The organism is Bacillus sp. FJAT-25509 (assembly GCF_001420605.1).
Lineage (GTDB): Bacteria > Bacillota > Bacilli > Bacillales > Bacillaceae_G > Gottfriedia.
On the sequence record NZ_LJIZ01000019.1, the window covers coordinates 148658 to 167937 of the forward strand.

Annotated in this window: 22 protein-coding genes and 1 pseudogene; 18 read left to right on the top strand and 5 right to left on the bottom strand. The window is 31.3% G+C overall.

The genetic code is table 11. The features are described 5' to 3' along the window. The first annotated feature begins 73 nt into the window (after nt 1-73). The 4 genes from AN960_RS12695 to AN960_RS12710 all read left to right on the top strand — a co-directional run bounded on the left by AN960_RS12695 (nt 74) and on the right by AN960_RS12710 (nt 3780). Nucleotides 74-637 (top strand): Gmad2 immunoglobulin-like domain-containing protein, encoded by a 564-nt coding sequence (locus AN960_RS12695; RefSeq protein ID WP_056471925.1) that lies wholly within the window; start codon nt 74-76, stop codon nt 635-637. A gap of 408 nt (nt 638-1045) precedes the next feature. After that, nucleotides 1046-1714: a response regulator transcription factor gene (locus AN960_RS12700; RefSeq protein ID WP_056471929.1), complete on the top strand. Its 669-nt coding sequence runs from the start codon at nt 1046-1048 to the stop codon at nt 1712-1714. Nucleotides 1715-1728: 14 nt separating this feature from the next. Continuing rightward, nucleotides 1729-3117, top strand: coding sequence for a sensor histidine kinase (locus AN960_RS12705; RefSeq protein WP_056471932.1), 1389 nt, complete (start codon nt 1729-1731; stop codon nt 3115-3117). Nucleotides 3118-3318: 201 nt separating this feature from the next. After that, entirely contained in the window at nt 3319-3780 is a 462-nt protein-coding gene (locus tag AN960_RS12710; protein ID WP_056471935.1) for a hypothetical protein, read from the top strand. A 75-nt stretch (nt 3781-3855) separates the two neighbouring features. Here AN960_RS12710 and AN960_RS12715 read toward each other — a convergent pair whose 3' ends face one another. Then, complete coding sequence (locus tag AN960_RS12715) at nt 3856-4392, bottom strand: DUF4269 domain-containing protein (protein ID WP_056471937.1); 537 nt, start codon at nt 4390-4392, stop codon at nt 3856-3858. Nucleotides 4393-4537: 145 nt separating this feature from the next. On the opposite strand from AN960_RS12715, the gene AN960_RS12720 reads away from it, so the two are divergent. Continuing rightward, nucleotides 4538-5179 carry an alanyl-tRNA editing protein gene (locus AN960_RS12720; RefSeq protein WP_056471940.1) on the top strand — a complete coding sequence of 214 codons (642 nt, stop codon included), beginning with the start codon at nt 4538-4540 and terminating at the stop codon, nt 5177-5179. A gap of 149 nt (nt 5180-5328) precedes the next feature. Here the strand turns inward: AN960_RS12720 and AN960_RS12725 are convergent, their stop codons facing one another. Beyond that, nucleotides 5329-6153 (bottom strand): aldo/keto reductase, encoded by an 825-nt coding sequence (locus AN960_RS12725; RefSeq protein ID WP_056471943.1) that lies wholly within the window; start codon nt 6151-6153, stop codon nt 5329-5331. A 284-nt stretch (nt 6154-6437) separates the two neighbouring features. On the opposite strand from AN960_RS12725, the gene AN960_RS12730 reads away from it, so the two are divergent. After that, entirely contained in the window at nt 6438-7001 is a 564-nt protein-coding gene (locus AN960_RS12730) for a beta-class carbonic anhydrase (RefSeq protein WP_056471945.1), read from the top strand. A gap of 290 nt (nt 7002-7291) precedes the next feature. On the opposite strand, the gene AN960_RS12735 is transcribed toward AN960_RS12730, so the two are convergent. Continuing rightward, on the bottom strand, nt 7292-8077 hold the full coding sequence (locus AN960_RS12735) for a carbonic anhydrase (protein WP_056471948.1): 786 nt from the start codon (nt 8075-8077) through the stop codon (nt 7292-7294). A gap of 88 nt (nt 8078-8165) precedes the next feature. On the opposite strand from AN960_RS12735, the gene AN960_RS12740 reads away from it, so the two are divergent. The 4 genes from AN960_RS12740 (at nt 8166) to AN960_RS12755 (ending at nt 10449) form a co-directional block, all read left to right on the top strand. Then, nucleotides 8166-8873, top strand: coding sequence for a DNA alkylation repair protein (locus AN960_RS12740; RefSeq protein WP_056471951.1), 708 nt, complete (start codon nt 8166-8168; stop codon nt 8871-8873). 58 nt (nt 8874-8931) lie between these two features. Beyond that, the gene (locus AN960_RS12745; protein ID WP_056471952.1) at nt 8932-9444 is read left to right on the top strand and encodes a GNAT family N-acetyltransferase; all 513 of its coding nucleotides are present in this window, start codon (nt 8932-8934) and stop codon (nt 9442-9444) included. Between the two features lie 32 nt (nt 9445-9476). Continuing rightward, nucleotides 9477-9857 (top strand): hypothetical protein, encoded by a 381-nt coding sequence (locus AN960_RS12750; protein WP_056471953.1) that lies wholly within the window; start codon nt 9477-9479, stop codon nt 9855-9857. A 76-nt stretch (nt 9858-9933) separates the two neighbouring features. Then, complete coding sequence (locus AN960_RS12755) at nt 9934-10449, top strand: PCYCGC motif-containing (lipo)protein (RefSeq protein ID WP_056471955.1); 516 nt, start codon at nt 9934-9936, stop codon at nt 10447-10449. 84 nt (nt 10450-10533) lie between these two features. On the opposite strand, the gene AN960_RS24485 is transcribed toward AN960_RS12755, so the two are convergent. Then, entirely contained in the window at nt 10534-10698 is a 165-nt protein-coding gene (locus AN960_RS24485; RefSeq protein WP_156339677.1) for a hypothetical protein, read from the bottom strand. Between the two features lie 162 nt (nt 10699-10860). On the opposite strand from AN960_RS24485, the gene AN960_RS12760 reads away from it, so the two are divergent. Together AN960_RS12760 and AN960_RS12765 are read left to right on the top strand one after the other, a co-directional pair. After that, nucleotides 10861-11244: an ArsR/SmtB family transcription factor gene (locus AN960_RS12760; protein WP_056471958.1), complete on the top strand. Its 384-nt coding sequence runs from the start codon at nt 10861-10863 to the stop codon at nt 11242-11244. Between the two features lie 31 nt (nt 11245-11275). After that, on the top strand, nt 11276-13402 hold the full coding sequence (locus tag AN960_RS12765; RefSeq protein WP_056471960.1) for a heavy metal translocating P-type ATPase: 2127 nt from the start codon (nt 11276-11278) through the stop codon (nt 13400-13402). A gap of 26 nt (nt 13403-13428) precedes the next feature. Here AN960_RS12765 and AN960_RS12770 read toward each other — a convergent pair whose 3' ends face one another. After that, nucleotides 13429-14040: a DedA family protein gene (locus AN960_RS12770; RefSeq protein ID WP_056471963.1), complete on the bottom strand. Its 612-nt coding sequence runs from the start codon at nt 14038-14040 to the stop codon at nt 13429-13431. A gap of 353 nt (nt 14041-14393) precedes the next feature. Between AN960_RS12770 and AN960_RS12775 the strand changes: the two genes are divergently transcribed. The 6 genes and pseudogenes from AN960_RS12775 (at nt 14394) to plsY (ending at nt 19219) form a co-directional block, all read left to right on the top strand. Beyond that, nucleotides 14394-14939: a GNAT family N-acetyltransferase gene (locus tag AN960_RS12775; RefSeq protein ID WP_056471966.1), complete on the top strand. Its 546-nt coding sequence runs from the start codon at nt 14394-14396 to the stop codon at nt 14937-14939. Nucleotides 14940-15010: 71 nt separating this feature from the next. Then, nucleotides 15011-15675: pseudogene (locus AN960_RS12780) on the top strand (HAD-IA family hydrolase). A gap of 19 nt (nt 15676-15694) precedes the next feature. Continuing rightward, nucleotides 15695-16957, top strand: coding sequence for an MFS transporter (locus tag AN960_RS12785; RefSeq protein ID WP_056471969.1), 1263 nt, complete (start codon nt 15695-15697; stop codon nt 16955-16957). A gap of 45 nt (nt 16958-17002) precedes the next feature. After that, entirely contained in the window at nt 17003-17956 is a 954-nt protein-coding gene (locus tag AN960_RS12790) for an aminoglycoside phosphotransferase family protein (protein WP_056471970.1), read from the top strand. 167 nt (nt 17957-18123) lie between these two features. Then, nucleotides 18124-18483 (top strand): SMI1/KNR4 family protein, encoded by a 360-nt coding sequence (locus AN960_RS25355; protein ID WP_082459498.1) that lies wholly within the window; start codon nt 18124-18126, stop codon nt 18481-18483. Nucleotides 18484-18646: 163 nt separating this feature from the next. Next, the gene (plsY, locus tag AN960_RS12795; protein WP_056471973.1) at nt 18647-19219 is read left to right on the top strand and encodes a glycerol-3-phosphate 1-O-acyltransferase PlsY; all 573 of its coding nucleotides are present in this window, start codon (nt 18647-18649) and stop codon (nt 19217-19219) included. The last annotated feature ends 61 nt before the right edge of the window (nt 19220-19280 follow it).

Genomic DNA, 19280 nt, shown 5'->3' on the forward strand with positions numbered 1-19280 from the left:
TTAAAAATAAATAGTTTGATTCAGAACAATATTTAATCTATGGCAATAAATTAATTTAGGGGTGATTAATAGAATGAAAAGATTTTTATTTATTGGACTTATAATTTTAAGCATATTCTGTTTAACAAGCTGTCAATCAAGTGACTACGGTTATGGCAAAAAAGATGATCAGTCATCACATGTTGATAAGGGCACTAAACCAGATAAGGATAAAAATACTGATAAGGGTACTACACCAGATAAAGACAATAATACTGATAAAGGAAATAATAATCCGCCAAAAAAGGATGAAACTAAGCCACCAGTAAAAGTATTTACACCAGTTGAAAACGATGCATTTAAAGTTACTTCAGTCGTAAATGACTCAACAGGTAAAAATGTGTTAATTGTTGAAGGGAAGGCTAGTGTTTTTGAAGCAACCTTTCTTTATCGAATAGAAGATGGTCATAATGTATTAGCGGAAGGTCACACAATGGCTGATATGGGTGCTCCAGAATGGGGGAACTTTAAATTAGTGATAAATTATGACCAGCCTACTAGTCCAAATGGGGTACTTACTCTATATGTTGCAAGTGCAAAAGACGGCCAACCTGAACATATACTAAATATTCCGATTCAGTTTCCTAATTACAAATAAGGTAAGTGGAAATTAATTTGATTAGACTTACTTCATTGACAAATATTTTTTTTAGTATGAAAATGACTTTAGCAAATGCTAAAGCCATTTTTTTTTGAAATCTCAAGAAATTAACTTTAAAAATTACATAAAATAAGCGGAATTAATAAAACTTTTACCTTATCTTTTGGAAAGCATTAAATATATTCTTAAATAAATTTTAATCGTTTTTAAGTGAAATTATTAGAAAATGTACACAATAGGTAGTAATATCGAGATTATTAAGTTAAACTATTAAAAATTTCTAATAAAACTCTAATTGAATTTTAAAATATTCGTAAAGCCATTTTCATCTTAAACAGATATCCTTATACAATACAAATAATAATTTTATAGATGTTATTATAAAAAAAATGAGGGATAAAATAAATGAAAAAAATATTAATTATAGAAGATGAGAAAGAATTAGCAAATTTTATACGTTTAGAATTAGAGTATGAAGGAAATGAAGTTCATATTTCAAATGATGGAAGAGACGGTTTAAACCTAGCAATCGACCAAGAATTTGACTTAATCTTACTTGATTTAATGCTTCCTAATTTAAGTGGAATTGAAGTTTGCAGAAGAATTAGAGCGCATAAAGACACGCCAATTATTATGATCACAGCACGAGACAGTGTTTTTGATCGGATTTCTGGATTAGATAGTGGTGCAGATGATTATATTTCAAAACCATTTGTTATTGAAGAACTTTTAGCTCATATGCGAGCAATCTTTAGACGAATCGATCGCTCAACAAATTTACACTGCTTAAAGTTTAAAGATTTATCATTAGATTCTGCAGCTCGAGTTGTTAAAAAAGATGAAGCGATCATTGATTTAACTAAAAAAGAGTTCGATTTATTGTATTTATTAATGAGCAATGTAAATCGTGTATTAACTAGAGAAATTTTATTAGAAACTGTATGGGGCTATGGCTCTACAATTGAAACAAACGTAGTGGATGTTTATATTAGCTACTTAAGAACAAAACTTGATGATAAAAATAATACCTATATTCACACTGTAAGGGGTACTGGGTATGTAATGAGGATGTAGAGGTGGATCTTACCTTGTTAAATAAGCTTTCGATTAGATGGAAAATAACAATTACAATCGCCGTGCTTATGTTTTTCATATTTACTTTATGTAATCTTATTCAATCTGCTTTGATTCAAATGTCTATAATGAATCAGCAGCAACATCGAATTGAAAAAAGATTAAATGATACGGCAGCTTATTTAGATGAAGAATATAAAACAAAACGACCTAATGCGGCTTCTTTTGCAGAAAACAAACAATATTTTGAAAAAATTATTCAAAATAACGAGATGATTCGATTAATAGATATAGATGGAAAAGAAAAATTTACAGTTTCAAGAACAATGCCTAAAATTCATATTAATAAAAAAGACTTCGGTGAAATTCAAAAATATAGAAAAAACAATCAAGAAATTTTAATTAATAGTAAGGTGTTACATTATAAGAATTTTGACGGTGTATTAGAAGTTGCAATGAATGTAGAAATCTTTTCAACTTTAATTAAAGAATCTTTCATGATTCTTATTTTGGGAACAACCATTTCGTTAATTTTGAGTATTTTAAGCGGTTATTTCTTATCTAAAAAAATATTAAATCCTATTAAAAATTTAAACCAAACAATGATTAAAATTAAAAATAATCAATTAAAAGAGCGTGTTTACGTAGGAGAAACAAAAGATGAGCTATCTGAACTCGGTCTACTCTTTAACAAAATGATGGATGAGTTAGAGGCTTCAATTACAAGACAAAAGCGATTTGTTGAAGATGCTTCTCATGAATTAAGAACACCTTTAGCAATCATTCATGGTCACTTATCACTAGTTAATCGCTGGGGGAAAAAAGACGAAACCGTTTTAGAAAACTCATTAAACACATGTATTAATGAAGCAAACAGAATGATTATTTTAACGAACGAGCTTCTACAGTTGACGAAGCTAGAGAAAAATAGCGAAAAGATTGAACAGTATGCTCCAACAAATATTAATGAAGTATTAAATGAGATCATAAACAATTATCAACTGTTGCATGAAGATTTGGAAATTCACTTCCATACTTCTAATCAAATTGTCGATAAAGCAAACATCGCAAGAGAGCATTTAATGCAAATATTAATTATTTTGTTTGATAATGCAGTTAAATATAGTAAAGAACACACCATTATCGATATAACGACAGCTCAAGTTGCAAACAAGATCGAAATCAAAGTGAAAGACAACGGGATCGGTATTAAAGAAGAAGATATCAATCATATATTTGACCGATTTTATCGAGCGGATAAAGCGAGAAGTCGAGCTAACGGTGGTAATGGTTTAGGATTATCAATAGCAAAAGACTTAATTGAAAATTATGGTGGCAATCTAGAAATTAAAAGTAAAAATGGAGAAGGCACAACTGCTTTCATCACATTAAACACGATTTAGTTTAGATGGAGATTCTAAATTCTCCTAAAAGAAGTAAAATCACAAGTTCTGTTAAAGGATCTTGTGATTTTTTTCGTGTTCACAAAACATTCCTATCCTCATTATCTCCGTGTAAATCTCATCAATTTAATAGTTTAGTCCGGTATTTTATGATAAAGTTGAATAAAAAGAAAATTCTTGTAATTTGGAGGGAGAACAGAGATGAGCTTTGTTAGTATTGCTATAAATAATGCAATTATGATTGAAAGTCTACGTCATGCTGGTGTAGAAAACATTCAGTTAATAAACGCTGTAAAAGAAGAGAATTTCGAGTTTTTAAATCAATATGGTAATGGTTTTCCTAACTGGGAAACATTAATAAATCTGTACAAAAGTAATGAAGAGAATTTTAATAAAATCGTTAATGATGGCTACCAAATCAAATTTCTGACAAAAGGCTCATTAATGACTTTATTAAGATATAAATTTGGAATTGTAGTTGAAAAAGATTATGAAGATATTGGAACTGCAATTCAAGGAATTCATTTATCTGAAGAAGCAATTAATCTAATTAAACATACACTTGCAGCAAACTGGAAATTAAGTACATATGTTGATGAAAAAGACAGGCTTAAAAAAGTGCGTATTGAATTAGTCAAAAGTAGTGAAGTTGTCACAAAGTAAGTAAAAGTGGAAACTAGTAGAGGGACAATTTATAGAAATTGTTCCTTTTTTTTACTTAATTATTGCATCTTATACTTACACTAATATTGCTCCTATTCTAATCCCGTATTTAATTAATTCATCATAAGGATCGCCTTCTAAACCTAAAATTTTACAAAACGCTGGTTCTGTTTTATAGCCTTCTTTTTTAAGTTTAATGATTTCATCTTTGATAGCAGGATTTTGGTTTAAAATAAATTGTTCAATTATTAAATGAAGATAAGCATTTTGTTTAATAGATGGGACTGGTTGTCCAAAAATTTCAATTTCAAATCCCTCATAAGTAAAATTTGCAGTAATAGTTGGGATGCCTCTTACAAGTGATTGTGAAATTCGAAATAGTTTTTGCTTTTCATAACTATTTTTCAATAGTTTTTTAAATGAGTTTAAGTCATGTGCCTCTGTAATAATATCTAAATCCGATCCTTCTATGTCAATCCCAATTGGAATCGTTCCACACAGTACAGGATTAAAATCCTTAAGTTCATTCAGAATATTTAATCGTGATAATGTTACATATGCATGCCGTTGTTTAAGGCTACCATTTTTTAAATAATCAATTGAAAGAAACATTTAGACTCCTTTCATATTAAATAAATTGAGTTAGAGCTAATTTAGTATAATACGTAGTTTATAAAAATAAAAAGGGGAATCATCATATGAAAGGAAAACAAAAGTTAATAGAATTCAAAATCAAAAACTAAAAAGGAGTAAAACGATGGCGGTAAACAAACTTTTTTGGGAAGATCCTTATCTTACAAAAACCTCTGCGATTGTTACGGAAGTAGATGATCAAAGGGTCACAATAAACCAAACCATTATTTATGCTTTTTCGGGTGGGCAACAATCGGACTCAGGGAGAATTGGAAATTATGAGGTGATTGAAGCTAAGAAGGACGGATTAGAAATTAAATACACTTTACCAGAAAATCATGATCTTCAAAAAGGACAGGAAGTAGTGGTTGCGATTGATTGGGAGAGGCGATATCGAATTATGAAGCTACATTTCGCTGCGGAAATCATCTTAGAACTAATGAATCAAAACTATGATAAACCTGAAAAAATTGGCGCAAATATTACTAGTGATAAAGCTAGAATTGATTTTTATTGGGATGGAAAAATCTCAGAAACTTTCCCACTTTTAGAAACAAAAGCAAAAGAACTGATTGATGCAGATTTGGAAATAAATAGTGAGTTTGATGACCCAGAAAATCAAAGAAGATATTGGGAAATCAAAGGCTTTGGTAAAGTTTCGTGCGGTGGGACACATATTAAGCGCACAGGAGAAATTAAAGGAATAAAGCTAAAACGAAACAATATAGGGGGAGGGAAAGAACGGATCGAAATTTATTTAATTTGATCTAAAAAGAGGTTCTTAAAGGTTAGTAAAAATGAACTTTAAGTTATTGCTATAGGAATCTAAGGGATAAAAAAATGGCTACCTTTCAAAAGATTGGTAGCCATTTCGATCTTCATTATTATAAATTTCCTCTACCCTAATCTTGCCTCTTAGAAATCAAAATTATCAGGGTCTGGACCTACACGTTTATTTACATCTAGTGTAGCAATTTGTTGCATATCATTTGATGATAGCTCGAAGTTAAATACTTCAAAGTTTTCTTGAATTCGTGAAGGTGTTATTGATTTAGGAATAACGATTACATTGCGTTGTAAGTGCCAACGGATGATGACTTGGGCAGTTGTTTTTCCATATTGATCCGCAATCTCTTTTATAACTGTATTTGTTAAAGCTTCGCCACCTTGCATTAATGGGCTCCATGCTTCTAATGCAATGCCGTATTTATGACAATATTCATGTAGTTCGTTTTGTTGAAACATTGGGTGCAATTCGACTTGATCGACCATTGGTTTAATATTGCGATGAGCGGCAATATCTTCTAAGTGATGGACATGGAAATTTGAAACACCAATTGCTGGCACAAGCTTTTCATCGTAAAGTCTTTCTAATGCTTTATATGTATCTAAATATTTTTCTTTTACTGGCCAGTGAATTAAATAAAGATCAACATAGTCCAAGCCTAATTTTTTTAGACTTTCTTCATGAGCTTTTAAAGTTGAATCATAACCTTGATCAGCATTCCAAACCTTTGTTGTAATAAAAAGTTCATCACGGGAAACACCAGATTGGCGAATTGCTTCACCTACTTGCTCTTCGTTTTGATAGACAGCTGCAGTATCAATATGACGATAACCTACTTCGATAGCTGTTCGTACAGCATCTACACCATCTTCTGGTGACACACGCCACACACCTAAACCTAATTGAGGCATTTTAACTCCATTATGTAATGCAATAGAATGTTCAAACTTCATTTTAATTCCCTCCTTATTAAAGACTAAGTCTAGTGTACAATATAAACTTTCAAAATTAAAAAAATTGATAGCAATTAATGGTAATTTAATAAAAAAGCTATTCGATTGGTTATTTGTTCAAAACGTGTATTTATCGAACTAAATAATAAAAATAAAACGGTTTAAATGAAAACATAATTTTAGAATAATACTATGAATGAGTGCAAAATGGTTGTATATTTTGAGCTTTTCCTTCAATATAGGTATAGGAAAAATGCTCTTTATTTTTGTTTGGAGGGGAATATATGTTAGATCAAATTTTAGATTTTAATAAGAAGTTTGTTGAGAATAAGGAATATGAGCAATACATAGCTTCAAAGTTTCCGAATAAAGAGGTTGTAGTTGTTACTTGTATGGATACACGTCTAGTTGAGCTTTTACCAAAGGCTCTTGATATTAGAAACGGTGACGTGAAAATGATCAAAACAGCTGGTGCAGTTATTGCGCATCCGTTTGGTTCAGTTATGAGAAGTATTCTAGTTTCAATCTATGAACTTGGAGCTAAAGAAGTATTAGTAATCGGTCACCATGAGTGTGGAATGGGTAATACAAATCCTACACGAATGAAAGAAAAAATGGTTGAACGAGGAATTAAAGAAGAAAACATAGAAATTTTAGGCTTCTCAGGTCTAGATTTAGACAAATGGTTAACTGGTTTTACGAATGTATACGACAGTGTTAATCACAGTGTTTCAATTATTAAAAACCATCCACTTGTTCCAAAAGAGGTTGAAATTCATGGTTTAGTAATTGACCCACATACAGGAAAATTAGAAGTAGTTCATCGAGATGAAAAAACTGCTGAATAACGATTTAAATAAAGAAGTTATCCTTTAGGTAGGATAACTTTTTTTGTGGTGTTGAAAAACAACCATGTCAATTAAATTACCAAATATCCGTAAAGGAGTAAAGTGATGTTGATTTCCACTACAGGATGTTATGAGTAAGTTGTTTACAGCATCCTGCAATAATAGTTACTCATGAACCCGCTATGAGGAAGTAAATTTGATTAAGCTGCATTTATAGTGACTCATGAACCTGTTATGAGTAAGTAATTTTCATCATCTTGCAATTATAGTGACTCATGAACCCGTTATGTTTACCAAGATTCAAATAAATCTCTACCATTTAATGGCTGAACGGGACGGCTATTTGGTTTGAAATAATTTTGATAAGAGTGGACTTGTTCTTCGGAAAATTGTATTGGTTTGTTAAAGACGATCCATTTAATCCCTTCAGTACATGGAGGAGTTGTAAATGAGCCAGTGTATGAAAATTTTTTACTAGTATAGGGAATGAAGGGCTGCAAATTTAATTTTACAACTTTTCGACCAAGTTCCTCATCCGTAGGATTTACATCAAGGATTTTTTGGAATTCTTTATTCAATCTACCAATATCAACAAGTACTCCGATGGTAATTATGGAATTTTTTTTATTTTCATTTATAAAATGAATCTCTAAATCACTTTGTTTCCCATTTATAGTATGCTCACTTGGAGTATGGAAATGAAATTGTTTTAGTGTATAGTTTGTTCCATTTAAATTAATTGAGTTGGAGTGATTTACTGGAATGAAATTTACCGTGTACTGCGATCTTTCTATTTTAAAAAGATCATTATGATAGTTTATACCTAAAGGTAGTGATTTTTTTATGGTTTGATCAATATTAACTGGAGATTGTTGTTTCCCATTGGAACATAGTGAATAATCTTTATTGATTGAACTCCAATAATTAGGTCCAGTATTACCTGTGTAAGACCAGTCTTCATTTCTTGCAGCTGAAACTGTTGATTTATTTAGATAAACCTCATGCACATTATGATTATTTGAACAGGCTGAGAATGTAAGACTGAATAGTATGATGAATAGAAAAAAATAGTTCATTATATACTTTCCTTTCATGATATGTATGATAGGATACATTTTAGACAACGATGTTACGGAACAAACCTTTATTAAGGGGGAGAAGATGATGACGCTAGAAGAAGTAATGAAATCATTAGAGGAAATGGGAACTGAGCAAACGAAAAAAACTTTTTTGCGCCATGGTGCAAAGGAACCTTTATTTGGCGTTAAAATTGGTGATCTGAAAAAGCTTGTTAAATCTGTTAAAAAGGATCAAGAATTAGCATTATCACTTTTTCATACAGGAAATTCAGATGCAATGTATTTGGCAGGTTTATCAATTAATCCAAAGTTAATGACAAAGGAACAGCTTCAAAATTGGGCGAAAGCAGCTCACTGGTCTATGATTGCTGAAAGTATTGTAGGTGCTGTTACAGCAGAAAGCAAGTATGCAATCGAATTAGCTAGAGAATGGTTGAAGTCAGATGATGAATTAATTGAAAATTGTGGATGGAGCACTTATAGTCATTATTTATCAATTGCACCAGATGAAGAGATTGATAAAGAAGAAGTTCATAAATTACTTAATTATATTGAAAATAATATACATACTTCAAAAAATAGAGTTCGTTATACGATGAATGGGTTTGTAATTGCAGTAGGAAGTTATGTACCAAGTCTTACAGTTGAAGCAATGATGGTTGGTCAAAAGATTGGAAAAGTCCACGTGAACGTAGGAGATACGGCTTGTAAGGTACCTCTAGCAACTGATTATATTGAAAAGGTCGAGGCGAGGGGAAAGCTCGGAGTAAAGAAAAAAACATGTATTTGTTAATGTGATTAGTCACCTATTAATATGGTGACTTTTTATTAGAAAGAAACAGGAGATAAACATGATTATAAAATCAAATAGACTATATTTAAGAAAGCTTAAAATGGACGACTTAGATTATTTACACAAACTTCAATCTAATGTGAATGTAATGAGATACATAACAAATCGTCCCAAAACATTAGAAGAAACTGAAATTGAATTAAATAAGATTCTTCAATTGTATGAGGAGAAAAATGCTGATTTTGAAGTGATGGCAGTTAGTAAAAGTGGGACTAATCAATTGATTGGAACATGTGCAGTCATAAAAAATGATTCAGATGAGTTTGAAATAGGCTATCGATTAGCTGAAGAAGAATGGGGAAATGGTTACGGCTCTGAAATTGCTAGTTTAATAGAAGATTATTGTTTTGGAATCAGAAAGTTAAATTTTATTGTAGCTACCGTTGAAGCAAAAAACATCTATTCAGTAAAAATCCTTGAGAAAAAAGGATTTAATTTAATTTTAGAATCAATTGATGATGAAAATGAGGAATTAACTAAATATTATCGTAAAGATCGTCATAATTATTAGAAATAATCAAATTAACTAAAAGGAGAAATCTAATGGACTTTAATATCCATTTTGATGAATTTCACTTTGTTTCTACCATCATTATTACGCTAGTAAATTATATAACTCTTGGATTTTTATTTATTTGGATCTATAGAACAAATGATTTGAAGCCAGAAATATGGAAGGCTATTATTGCAATCCTTATCGGTTTATTTGTCTTTAGTATTAATTTAAATTTTGATGAATATCGAATTGAAATACCAATTTTACCTCTTGGATTTTGGATTTTAATGTGGGTCTGTAAACGTAATGATAATCAGGAACGATGGGAAAAATATAGGCGTTTTGCATGGGCTGGTTTTTTGATTAGATTTTTCTTTTTACTTACAAGTTTATTGCAAATGTTAATTGATTCAATAATCTATTCATAGTTAATGTTCAAGTATTTGTTTTCCACTCCAATAATTATTAGAATAAGATTAAAAGTGTAATTATTGGAGGGAAAGGATGAAACGAAAAACAATTCATAATGTATTTTCAGCATTAATGATTTCCATTTTATTTACAGGATGCAGTAATCAACAAGCTGAAACGAATACAACGAAAAACCACGAAAATCATGCTAAACATATTCAAACAAGTGATATTAGAGAACAAACAATTAATAAAGAAACTCTACCGAAGTTTTTAAGTGATAAAGAACAACAGATTCAACAAATTTATATGGTGGCAGCACAACATGCTACTTTACTTAAAAATATCCCATGTTATTGTGGTTGCGGTGAAAGTGTAGGTCATAAAAGTAATTTAGATTGCTTTATCCATGAAGTAAAAGAAGATAATTCAATTGTGTGGGATAGCCATGCAACTTCGTGCGTCAACTGTATGGAGATTGCAGTTGAATCAGCGAAATTACAGCAAGAAGGAAAAACGCCTTTAGAAATTCGAAAATATATTGATAATAAATATAAAGATGGATATGCCAAACCAACAAATACACCAATGCCAAAAGAACAGGGTTAAGGATATAGGAAAAAAAGGGATCGTAAATAAAAAGTCAGACAGTTACTGAGAAATTCTAGTAACTGTCTGACTTTTTTATTTCTATTATTTATCTTGCATGATAGATCGATCAATTTTCGTAATTTCTTCATATAATACTTGATGCTCTGTTTTATAAGGAGGCGTTGTTCCTAATTTTTTTGCGATTAAAAACATAAATAATACGGCTACTAAGCAAATTCCCCAAAAAAGATATCCGATTAGAGTCATTAATTTTCTCCTTTTGTATGCATTACTAATCATTTCTTTATCATATGTAATATTCCTTTAAATTTTACAAATAATATTTTGACACATATGAACAATCACTCATATAATATAAATATAGAAAACATATGAATGATTGTTCATGTATTCATAGGAGGACAGTTTATGATTGAAGAAAAGAAGAAAGTTGACGAAGTATGTGATGAAGCATGTCAACAAACTGTTATGCATGAGGATATAATTCTTTCAGTAAAAGAAAGTATGTTGAATATTGAAACACTAACAGGAGTAGCAGAACTTTTTAAAGTTCTTGGAGATAAGACGAGAACGAGAATATTACATGCACTTAGTCAATCTGAGATGTGTGTATGTGACCTAGCTTATTTATTAGAAATGACCCAATCATCTATATCACATCAGTTACGTGTATTAAAACAAGCGCATTTAGTGAAAAATCGTAAAGAAGGTAAAGTAGTTTATTATTCGTTAGCAGATGATCATGTTACACAAATTTTCAATCAAGCACTAGAACATATTTTAGAGGATTAATATAGATGTTTCTTGAGAGGAGTTGAGTTTGTTGAGTAGGGGGCAAAGGCAAGTAAATAGTGAATTAAAATTAGAAGGACTTGATTGCGCCAATTGTGCAATGAAGATTGAAAAAGGAGTTTCCACACTTGAAGGCGTTGATGCATGTTCAGTAAATTTTGCAACATTAACGATGACAATTACGACGAGTGAGGAACAAAAAGAATCAGTTATCGAAAGCGCTAAAGATAAGATTCGTGTTTTAGAACCGCATATTAATCCTGTTTCAAAAATGGATTCAAAACTTGGGCAAGAGAAGCAACAGGGAATGAATGCTGAAACAAAAAAACTTATTGCTAAATTAGGGATTGGTACTGCTTTATTAATTTTAGCCCAATTACTTAATGTACCAATGCTCTATCAATTGATTATTTTTATAGCAGCCTATTTAATAGCGGGTGCTGACGTTGTTTTAAAAGCTATTCGAAATATTTTCAGAGGGCAAGTATTTGATGAAAATTTTTTAATGGGAGTAGCTACAATTGGTGCATTTATGATTGGAGAGTACCCTGAAGCTGTTGCGGTAATGCTATTTTATCAGCTAGGTGAATTGTTCCAAAGTATTGCAGTAAATCGATCACGGAATTCGATTTCCAAGTTAATGGATATACGTCCTGATTATGCGAATTTAAAAAATGGTGACAAAACTGAACAAGTATCTCCTGAAAAAATTCAAATTGGTGATCTAATCATCGTCAAACCTGGGGAAAGGGTTCCGTTAGATGGAATTGTAAAAAGTGGATATTCAAGTGTTGATACTTCTGCATTAACTGGAGAGTCATTACCAAGAGAAATATTTGAAGGTGATGAAGTATTAAGTGGATTTATAAATGTTCAAGGTTTACTTGAAATTGAAGTCACGAAGGAATTTAATGAATCGACAGTATCAAAAATATTGGAACTTGTTCAAAATGCAACAAATAAAAAGGCACCTACTGAAAACTTTATCACAAAATTTGCAAAGGTTTATACACCTATAGTTGTCATCACAGCAGCTATTATTGCAATCATCCCACCAATTATTATTCCTGGTGAAACACTTTACGATTGGGTATATCGAGCATTAATTTTCCTAGTTATTTCATGTCCATGTGCTCTAGTTGTTTCAATTCCTTTAGGATTTTTTGGAGGAATCGGAGCAGCTTCAAAATCCGGGGTATTAGTAAAAGGAAGTAATTATTTAGAAGCATTAAATGATTTGAAGTATATTGTGTTTGATAAAACTGGAACGTTAACGAAAGGGCAATTCCAAGTAAGCTCGATTATACCTACACGTGGTCATTCGAAAGAGGAGTTACTGGAATTAGCTGCTTATGGAGAGTTTTATTCTACTCACCCAATCGCATTATCAATTCGTCAAAAGTATGGTAAAGATATTGTTGAAGCAAAGCTATCTAACTATACTGAAATTGCGGGACATGGAATTAGTGTTACGATTAATGAAGACACACTGTTAGTAGGTAATTCAAGACTAATGGAAAGACATTCAATTTTATATGAACCAACTAGAGAAGTAGGCACAACAGTTTATTTAGCAAAAAATAAGCATTATATCGGATCAATTGTCATTGCAGACCAACTAAAAGATGATGCGAAAGAAGCTATACTTGAGCTTAAAAAAGTTGGAATTAAAAAGACTATCATGTTAACCGGGGATTCTAACTCAGTTGCGAAAAGCATTGGTAAAGAATTAGCAATAGATGATATTTATTCAGAGCTTCTTCCACATCAGAAGGTAGAAAAACTTGAATTGATCGAAAAAATAAAATCATCGAAAGAAAAAATTGCATTTGTTGGGGACGGTATTAATGACGCACCAGTTTTAGCTCAAGCAGATATAGGTATTGCGATGGGCGGTATTGGTTCCGATGCAGCGATCGAAGCTGCGGATGTTGTATTAATGTCCGATGAACCTTCAAAAATTGTAGATGCAATTATAATCGCTAAACGTACAAGACAAATTGTATGGCAAAACATCTTTTTTGCTTTAGCGGTGAAAGGATTTTTCTTATTACTAGGTGTAATCGGAATAGCGACAATGTGGGAAGCAGTCATTTCAGACGTTGGTGTTACTGTATTGGCAGTATTGAACTCGATGAGAGTATTAAGACTTAAATAAAGCTAAAAAACTCAGACTAAACGAAATTAGTCTGAGTTTTTTCTTTTTTTGATAAAAAGGAAGATAAATACGGCCAATCCAATCGCTAAAATTCCATAAATAATACTCGAGTACACATCCATATACTCTACAATCTTTTCCCAGGATGCACCGACTGATGCACCAACTAAAACTAAAATTGTATTCCATATTAATGAGCCTAAAGTTGTAAATAACAAAAAGATCCAAAATTTCATTCGAGCCATTCCAGCTGGAATAGAAATTAAACTACGAATTAGTGGAATGAGTCTACAGAAAAAGACTGTCCAAACACCGTATTTTGAAAACCATTCGTCCGCTTTATGGACATCCTTTTTAGTTAAACGTAAAATATGCCCCCAGCGGTCTACGATTTTTTCTAACGTTTTTACATCTAGTAAAGTACCAATCCAAAAAAGTATGATTGCTCCAATTACTGATCCTAAAGTTGAAAAGCAAATAACCCCTATTTTAGATAGTGAAGATTCTGTAGTCATGAACCCGCCAAACGTTAAAATGACTTCGGAAGGAATTGGAGGAAATATATTTTCTAATGCAATTAATAAAAAAATGCCTAAATAGCCAAATGAATCCATCGTTTCAATAATCCAGTTTTGCATGAAATTACCTCAGGTTTGATTTTATTTTTAAGGAATAATTAGAAGTTTTTAATATTCCTTGTGAAAGAATATACTATGTAACTAGTGATTTAGGCAAGTAATTGTGAAACTTGCTCCATAAATAGAATAAACAAATATCTAATAAAATGTAGATTTTATGTCTGGTCAACACTGTATTAGCATTGTAAGGGAGAATTTTTTTGAAAGTCAGAGGATTTAGAACAGTTGATAGAGAATTAAAGTAGATTAATATAAAATCAGAAATTAGATTTTGTTACGATACTTCTCCTAAATCTGAAGAAATGTAATTAGCTATTTAGGAATAATGTCTTTGTAAAAAAAGGAGGATGGACATGTTTAAGGTTCAATTAAGTGAGGATTTATCAATCAATTTATTAACACCAAAGTATGCAGCAACATTAGTAGAGGCGCTGAAGGAAAATCAAAACTCCTTAAAAGAATGGTTGGTTTGGGCTGAAAATATTCCATTGATCGAGGATTATCAAAACTCGATTATACCTATGTGGTTACAAAAGTTTGCAGATAATAATGGTTTTGAAGCGGGAATTTTTTATAAGAATGAACTAGTAGGTATGTTGGGATTACATTATATAGACTGGTCGAATCAAACAACTGAAATAGGTTATTGGTTAAGTGAACAAACACAGGGTAAAGGAATAATGACTCGTGCTGTAGAAGGTTTAGTTTCATATTGTTATGATGAGCTTAATCTTAATCGAGTAGTGATTAGGGCAGCTGTTGAAAATGCGAAGAGTAGGGCAATTCCTGAACGTTTAAATTTTAAACAAGAAGGTATCCAAAGAGAAGCACAGCAAATTAGAGAAAAGTATTATGATATAGCTGTTTATAGTATGTTGAAAAAGGAATGGAAAAAGTAAATGAATCAATTTGCGTTAGCTAAAAATGCTAACGCTTTTTTGTGGGGGAATAATGATGGAGGAAGAAAATAATGACTTATAATACAATCTTGTTCGATTTAGATGGTACATTGACCCAAAGGTAGGGATTTTAAACTCGGTAAAGTATGCATTACAGAAAATGAATAAAGCTATTCCATTCGAATCAGAGCTTTTAAAATTTATTGGACCACCTATTCAGCAATCATTTTCGGAAGTTTGTCAATTTAATGAAAAAGAAGTATTAAATGCAGTTCGTTTTTATCGCGAATACTTTTCGCAGAATGGTATGATTGAAAATAATGTTTATGATGGGATACGTGAGCTTCTAAGCGATTTGCAAAAAGAGAATAAAAGATTATATGTAGCAACTTCAAAACCAACTATTTTCGCAACGAAAGTATTGAGCCATTTTCAACTCGATGAGTTTTTTATTCAAATTGTTGGAAGTGAACTAGACGGCACAAGAATTGATAAAGGCGAGATAATTGAGTATATATTCGAAAAGAATAATGACCTTTCTAAGGAAGATTCAGTAATGGTTGGGGACCGACTTCACGATATAAAAGGAGCAAAAATCGCTAATATTGATGCGATTGGAATTACTTACGGATATGGAAGTGAATTGGAATTAATTGATGCAGGTGCGAATGCAATTATTAATAGTGTAGATCAATTGAAAAAAATGTTATTAAATGAGTTAAAGATAATGGTCTAATAATGAAGGGGGAGTTTGATTGAAGAGTGGAAAAATACATTATGCTTGGATTATTTTAATTGTTACGTTCTTATCCGTCATTATTGCAGCAGTAACAAATACGATGTCTGGAGTGATGATGATTCCTTTTGAAAAGGAATTCGGTTGGAGTAGAGCATCAATTTCAGGTGCATTTGCGATTTGTATAACTCTCGTTGGATTCTCTGGACCATTTATAGCCGGCTTATATCAAAAGTTTAGTGTAAGAAAAGTATTGTTAGTAGGTATGGGAACATTATTAGTTGCTATTTTACTAACATCAATTATGTCCCAAATTTGGCATTTATTTATCATTTGGGGAATCATTATTGGATTAAGTGCGGGGGCATTTTTGACCGTGTTAAATGCGTATGTTGCAACTACTTGGTTTGAGAAAAAACGTGGTTTAGCGCTAGGGCTTTTAACGTCTAGTTCAGCAGCAGGTCAGCTTGTTTTTTTACCATTGATGGCATATATCGTTGAAAATTATTCATGGAGAAATGCCGTTTTAACTATATTTTCTTTTGGTGTTTTCATTTATGTTTTACTTTGGATTTTTATGAAAAATGATCCAGCAGATGTTGGAGTTTTCCCTTTAGGTGCTGAAAAAAGTAATAAGAAGCAAGCCAAAAATGTTAATCCAGTGAAGGCAGCTTTTGATGGGTTCAAGTTAGGTGCTAAATCGAAAGTTTTTTGGTTATTAGCGGGAAGTTTTTTTGTCTGTGGCTTTTCAACTAGTGGTTTGATCGGTACGCATTTTATCTCACTTTGTATCGATTATGGATATAAAGAGGTCACGGCTGCTAGTATTTTAGCGTTCATGGGAATATTTAATATTATAGGAACGACTTTATCAGGATATATTTCCGATCGCTTTGATAATCGTTGGTTATTATTTTGGTATTATGGTTTAAGAGGATTATCATTACTAATTCTTCCTTTTGCTTTATCAACGAATTCAATCATTTATTTAAGTGCTTTTGCCATTTTCTATGGAATGGATTGGATTGCTACAGTTCCTCCAACTATTAAACTAGCGACGGATCATTTTGGTAAAGAGAAGGTAGGGGTAATCTATGGATGGATTTATACCGCTCATCAATTAGGTGCTGGAGCTGCAGCATATGGTGGAGGTTTAGTTTATTCTTGGTTAAATGCCTACCAATCAATCTTTATTGCAGCAGGAATATTTTGTTTAGTTGCAACTTTATTTGTACTTAATATTAAAAAAAGAGCGGTATTAAATCAGAATCTTTCAGCGTAGAATGAAAATTAATAAAAAAATAATTAAATAATTGAGGTAGAATGAATGACCTATCTTTATAAAATAACAAAAGATAAATATAAAATAATGCGTGAGAAAAACTGTTTTTGGGAAGGTAAGATTCGTAAAATTTGTGAGTTAGAAAAGGTCGATTATGAGAAGCTTACGCGATTTTCGTACGGTGGAAATATTGTTTTTAGTATAGATGGAGAAGTTGTAATTAAATTATATCCTTCTTATGTGAATGATGAGTTCATAAAGGAGAAGCAAGTTCTCGAGTTTTTAAACGGCAGAACACTTTCCGTAGATATTCCTAAATTAATTTCAACTGGTCAATTTGAAGGCTGGAGCTATTTAATAATGAGTGAACTAAAAGGGACTCTATTAATTGATATTTTTGATGAACTGTCTTTTGAAGAGAAAAAGCAAATTGCGTTTGATTTAGGAAAAATAATAAGAGAAATCCATGACGCAACCATCTCAACAAAACAAGATGATTATGAACATTGGAAGCAATTTATTACGAATCAATTGGAGCAAGTAGAGAATCATCATAAAAACAACGAAATGAATGATGAATTATTTAACCAATTAACAAGCTATGTTGAAGAAAAAACATTGCAAGGAAAAGAACAAATCGTGTTATTAACCGGAGAATACACACCATATAATTTAATCATGAATAAAGTTGATGATATGTGGAGGTTTACTGGTTTAATTGATTTTGCTGATTGCTTTGTTGGAAACTCAAAATATGATTTACTTGGACCAATAGCGTTTATGTTTTATCCTTTTGAAGGACTAAATAAAATTTTTCTAGAGAGCTACGGCTATTCGAATAACGAATTAAACGAGGTCTTACAAAAAGAATTAATGACTTATTTATTACTACATCGTTTTAGTAATATTAGTTTCTATCAAGAAAAGTCAGAAGTAGCAATGAAAGCTACTACGTTAAAAGAATTGGAAAATATATTTTTTAATTTTAAGATCTGTTAAAAACTTATTTAACTAATTGACAGATTAGTTGAATAAGGGCTGATTGTTTTTCCACAATGCAATAGGTTAATTATGAGGTGGACAAAGTGGAGTTTAATGAATTTTTATTGTTAATAGAAGAAATCAAAGCAAAAAAACCAATATAGTTTGAATTAGAAAATGCCCAAATTTGTACTGATACTCAAATTGCTAAGGCTGAAAAACACCATTCAATTAGACTACCAAATGAATATAAACTTTTTGTAAAGACGTTTGGTGGCGGTTATTTCGCCTTCACTAATATATTTACAGTAAATAACGGTGAATGGAACATAATTCAACTAAACAACCAAATTAATCTTATAAATTCACATAAGTTTATTGCTGTATCTGATAATGAAGTTGGTGATTTTTACGGATTTGAGATTGAAAATGGCATCTGCAATCCAAAGGTAAAATACTATAACCACGAAATAAATAAAGTAGTGGAAACCCAGTTTGAAGATTTATACCAATATGTACTAAAAGTTGGACTTCAACAAGATTAAGGTAATAATGCTTATTCAACTAAATGATGCGATTCTTCAATAACGAAGGATCGTTTTTCTTATGCAGCTAAATGGCAGTTTAGTGCAAGAAGGATTGCAGGAAATAATATACAACAAACAGAAATACTAAAATAACAAACTAAGTAAGGAGATAATACCTAATTTGAACATTCTAACTCTGATTTTAAGTTACTTAATAGGCTCAATTTCATTTGCTTTAATAATCGGTAAAGTGTTTTATAAGAAAGATATTCGTGATTATGGTAGTGGAAATCTTGGTGCAACTAATGCTTATAGAGTTTTAGGCATAAAAGCAGGAGTAATTGTTGCAATTGCTGATATATTAAAAGGTACACTTGCTTGTTTACTTCCACTAATACTTAATTCTACGATTAACCCTATTTTTTGTGGTTTATTAGCTATATTAGGACACATATTTTCTGTATTAGCTAATTTTAAAGGTGGAAAAGCTGTTGCGACAACAACTGGAGTTTTTTTATTTTTGACACCTTTAGGTGTTTTGGTTGGTTTTGTTGTGTTTTTACTAACATTGTTATTTACTAAGTATGTATCACTAAGTTCAATGTTGGCGAGTATAGCATTATTTATTTACAGTCTAATATTTGAAGATAAAGTTTTCATAACACTTTCGCTACTAATAAGCGTATCAATAATCATTCTTCATCGACAAAATATAAAGAGAATTCTAAATGGGTCAGAGAACAAAATAGTCTAAAAATATTGAGTATATTTGTTAAGCTAACGGGTGCGTTAGTTCAATTAGTTCTACCTCTCTC

What these genes read in the sequence shown, in the direction of transcription:
- AN960_RS12755 (WP_056471955.1), top strand. Translation starts at nt 9,934, where the DNA reads ATGAAACGAAAAACAATTCATAATGTATTTTCAGCATTAATGATTTCC.
- AN960_RS12725 (WP_056471943.1), bottom strand. Translation starts at nt 6,153, where the DNA reads ATGAAGTTTGAACATTCTATTGCATTACATAATGGAGTTAAAATGCCT.
- AN960_RS12790 (WP_056471970.1), top strand. Translation starts at nt 17,003, where the DNA reads ATGACCTATCTTTATAAAATAACAAAAGATAAATATAAAATAATGCGT.
- AN960_RS12745 (WP_056471952.1), top strand. Translation starts at nt 8,932, where the DNA reads ATGATTATAAAATCAAATAGACTATATTTAAGAAAGCTTAAAATGGAC.
- AN960_RS12710 (WP_056471935.1), top strand. Translation starts at nt 3,319, where the DNA reads ATGAGCTTTGTTAGTATTGCTATAAATAATGCAATTATGATTGAAAGT.
- AN960_RS24485 (WP_156339677.1), bottom strand. Translation starts at nt 10,698, where the DNA reads ATGACTCTAATCGGATATCTTTTTTGGGGAATTTGCTTAGTAGCCGTA.
- AN960_RS12735 (WP_056471948.1), bottom strand. Translation starts at nt 8,077, where the DNA reads ATGAACTATTTTTTTCTATTCATCATACTATTCAGTCTTACATTCTCA.
- AN960_RS12730 (WP_056471945.1), top strand. Translation starts at nt 6,438, where the DNA reads ATGTTAGATCAAATTTTAGATTTTAATAAGAAGTTTGTTGAGAATAAG.
- AN960_RS12720 (WP_056471940.1), top strand. Translation starts at nt 4,538, where the DNA reads ATGGCGGTAAACAAACTTTTTTGGGAAGATCCTTATCTTACAAAAACC.
- AN960_RS12750 (WP_056471953.1), top strand. Translation starts at nt 9,477, where the DNA reads ATGGACTTTAATATCCATTTTGATGAATTTCACTTTGTTTCTACCATC.
- AN960_RS12695 (WP_056471925.1), top strand. Translation starts at nt 74, where the DNA reads ATGAAAAGATTTTTATTTATTGGACTTATAATTTTAAGCATATTCTGT.
- AN960_RS12760 (WP_056471958.1), top strand. Translation starts at nt 10,861, where the DNA reads ATGATTGAAGAAAAGAAGAAAGTTGACGAAGTATGTGATGAAGCATGT.
- AN960_RS12740 (WP_056471951.1), top strand. Translation starts at nt 8,166, where the DNA reads ATGACGCTAGAAGAAGTAATGAAATCATTAGAGGAAATGGGAACTGAG.
- AN960_RS12770 (WP_056471963.1), bottom strand. Translation starts at nt 14,040, where the DNA reads ATGCAAAACTGGATTATTGAAACGATGGATTCATTTGGCTATTTAGGC.
- AN960_RS12715 (WP_056471937.1), bottom strand. Translation starts at nt 4,392, where the DNA reads ATGTTTCTTTCAATTGATTATTTAAAAAATGGTAGCCTTAAACAACGG.
- AN960_RS12775 (WP_056471966.1), top strand. Translation starts at nt 14,394, where the DNA reads ATGTTTAAGGTTCAATTAAGTGAGGATTTATCAATCAATTTATTAACA.
- AN960_RS12700 (WP_056471929.1), top strand. Translation starts at nt 1,046, where the DNA reads ATGAAAAAAATATTAATTATAGAAGATGAGAAAGAATTAGCAAATTTT.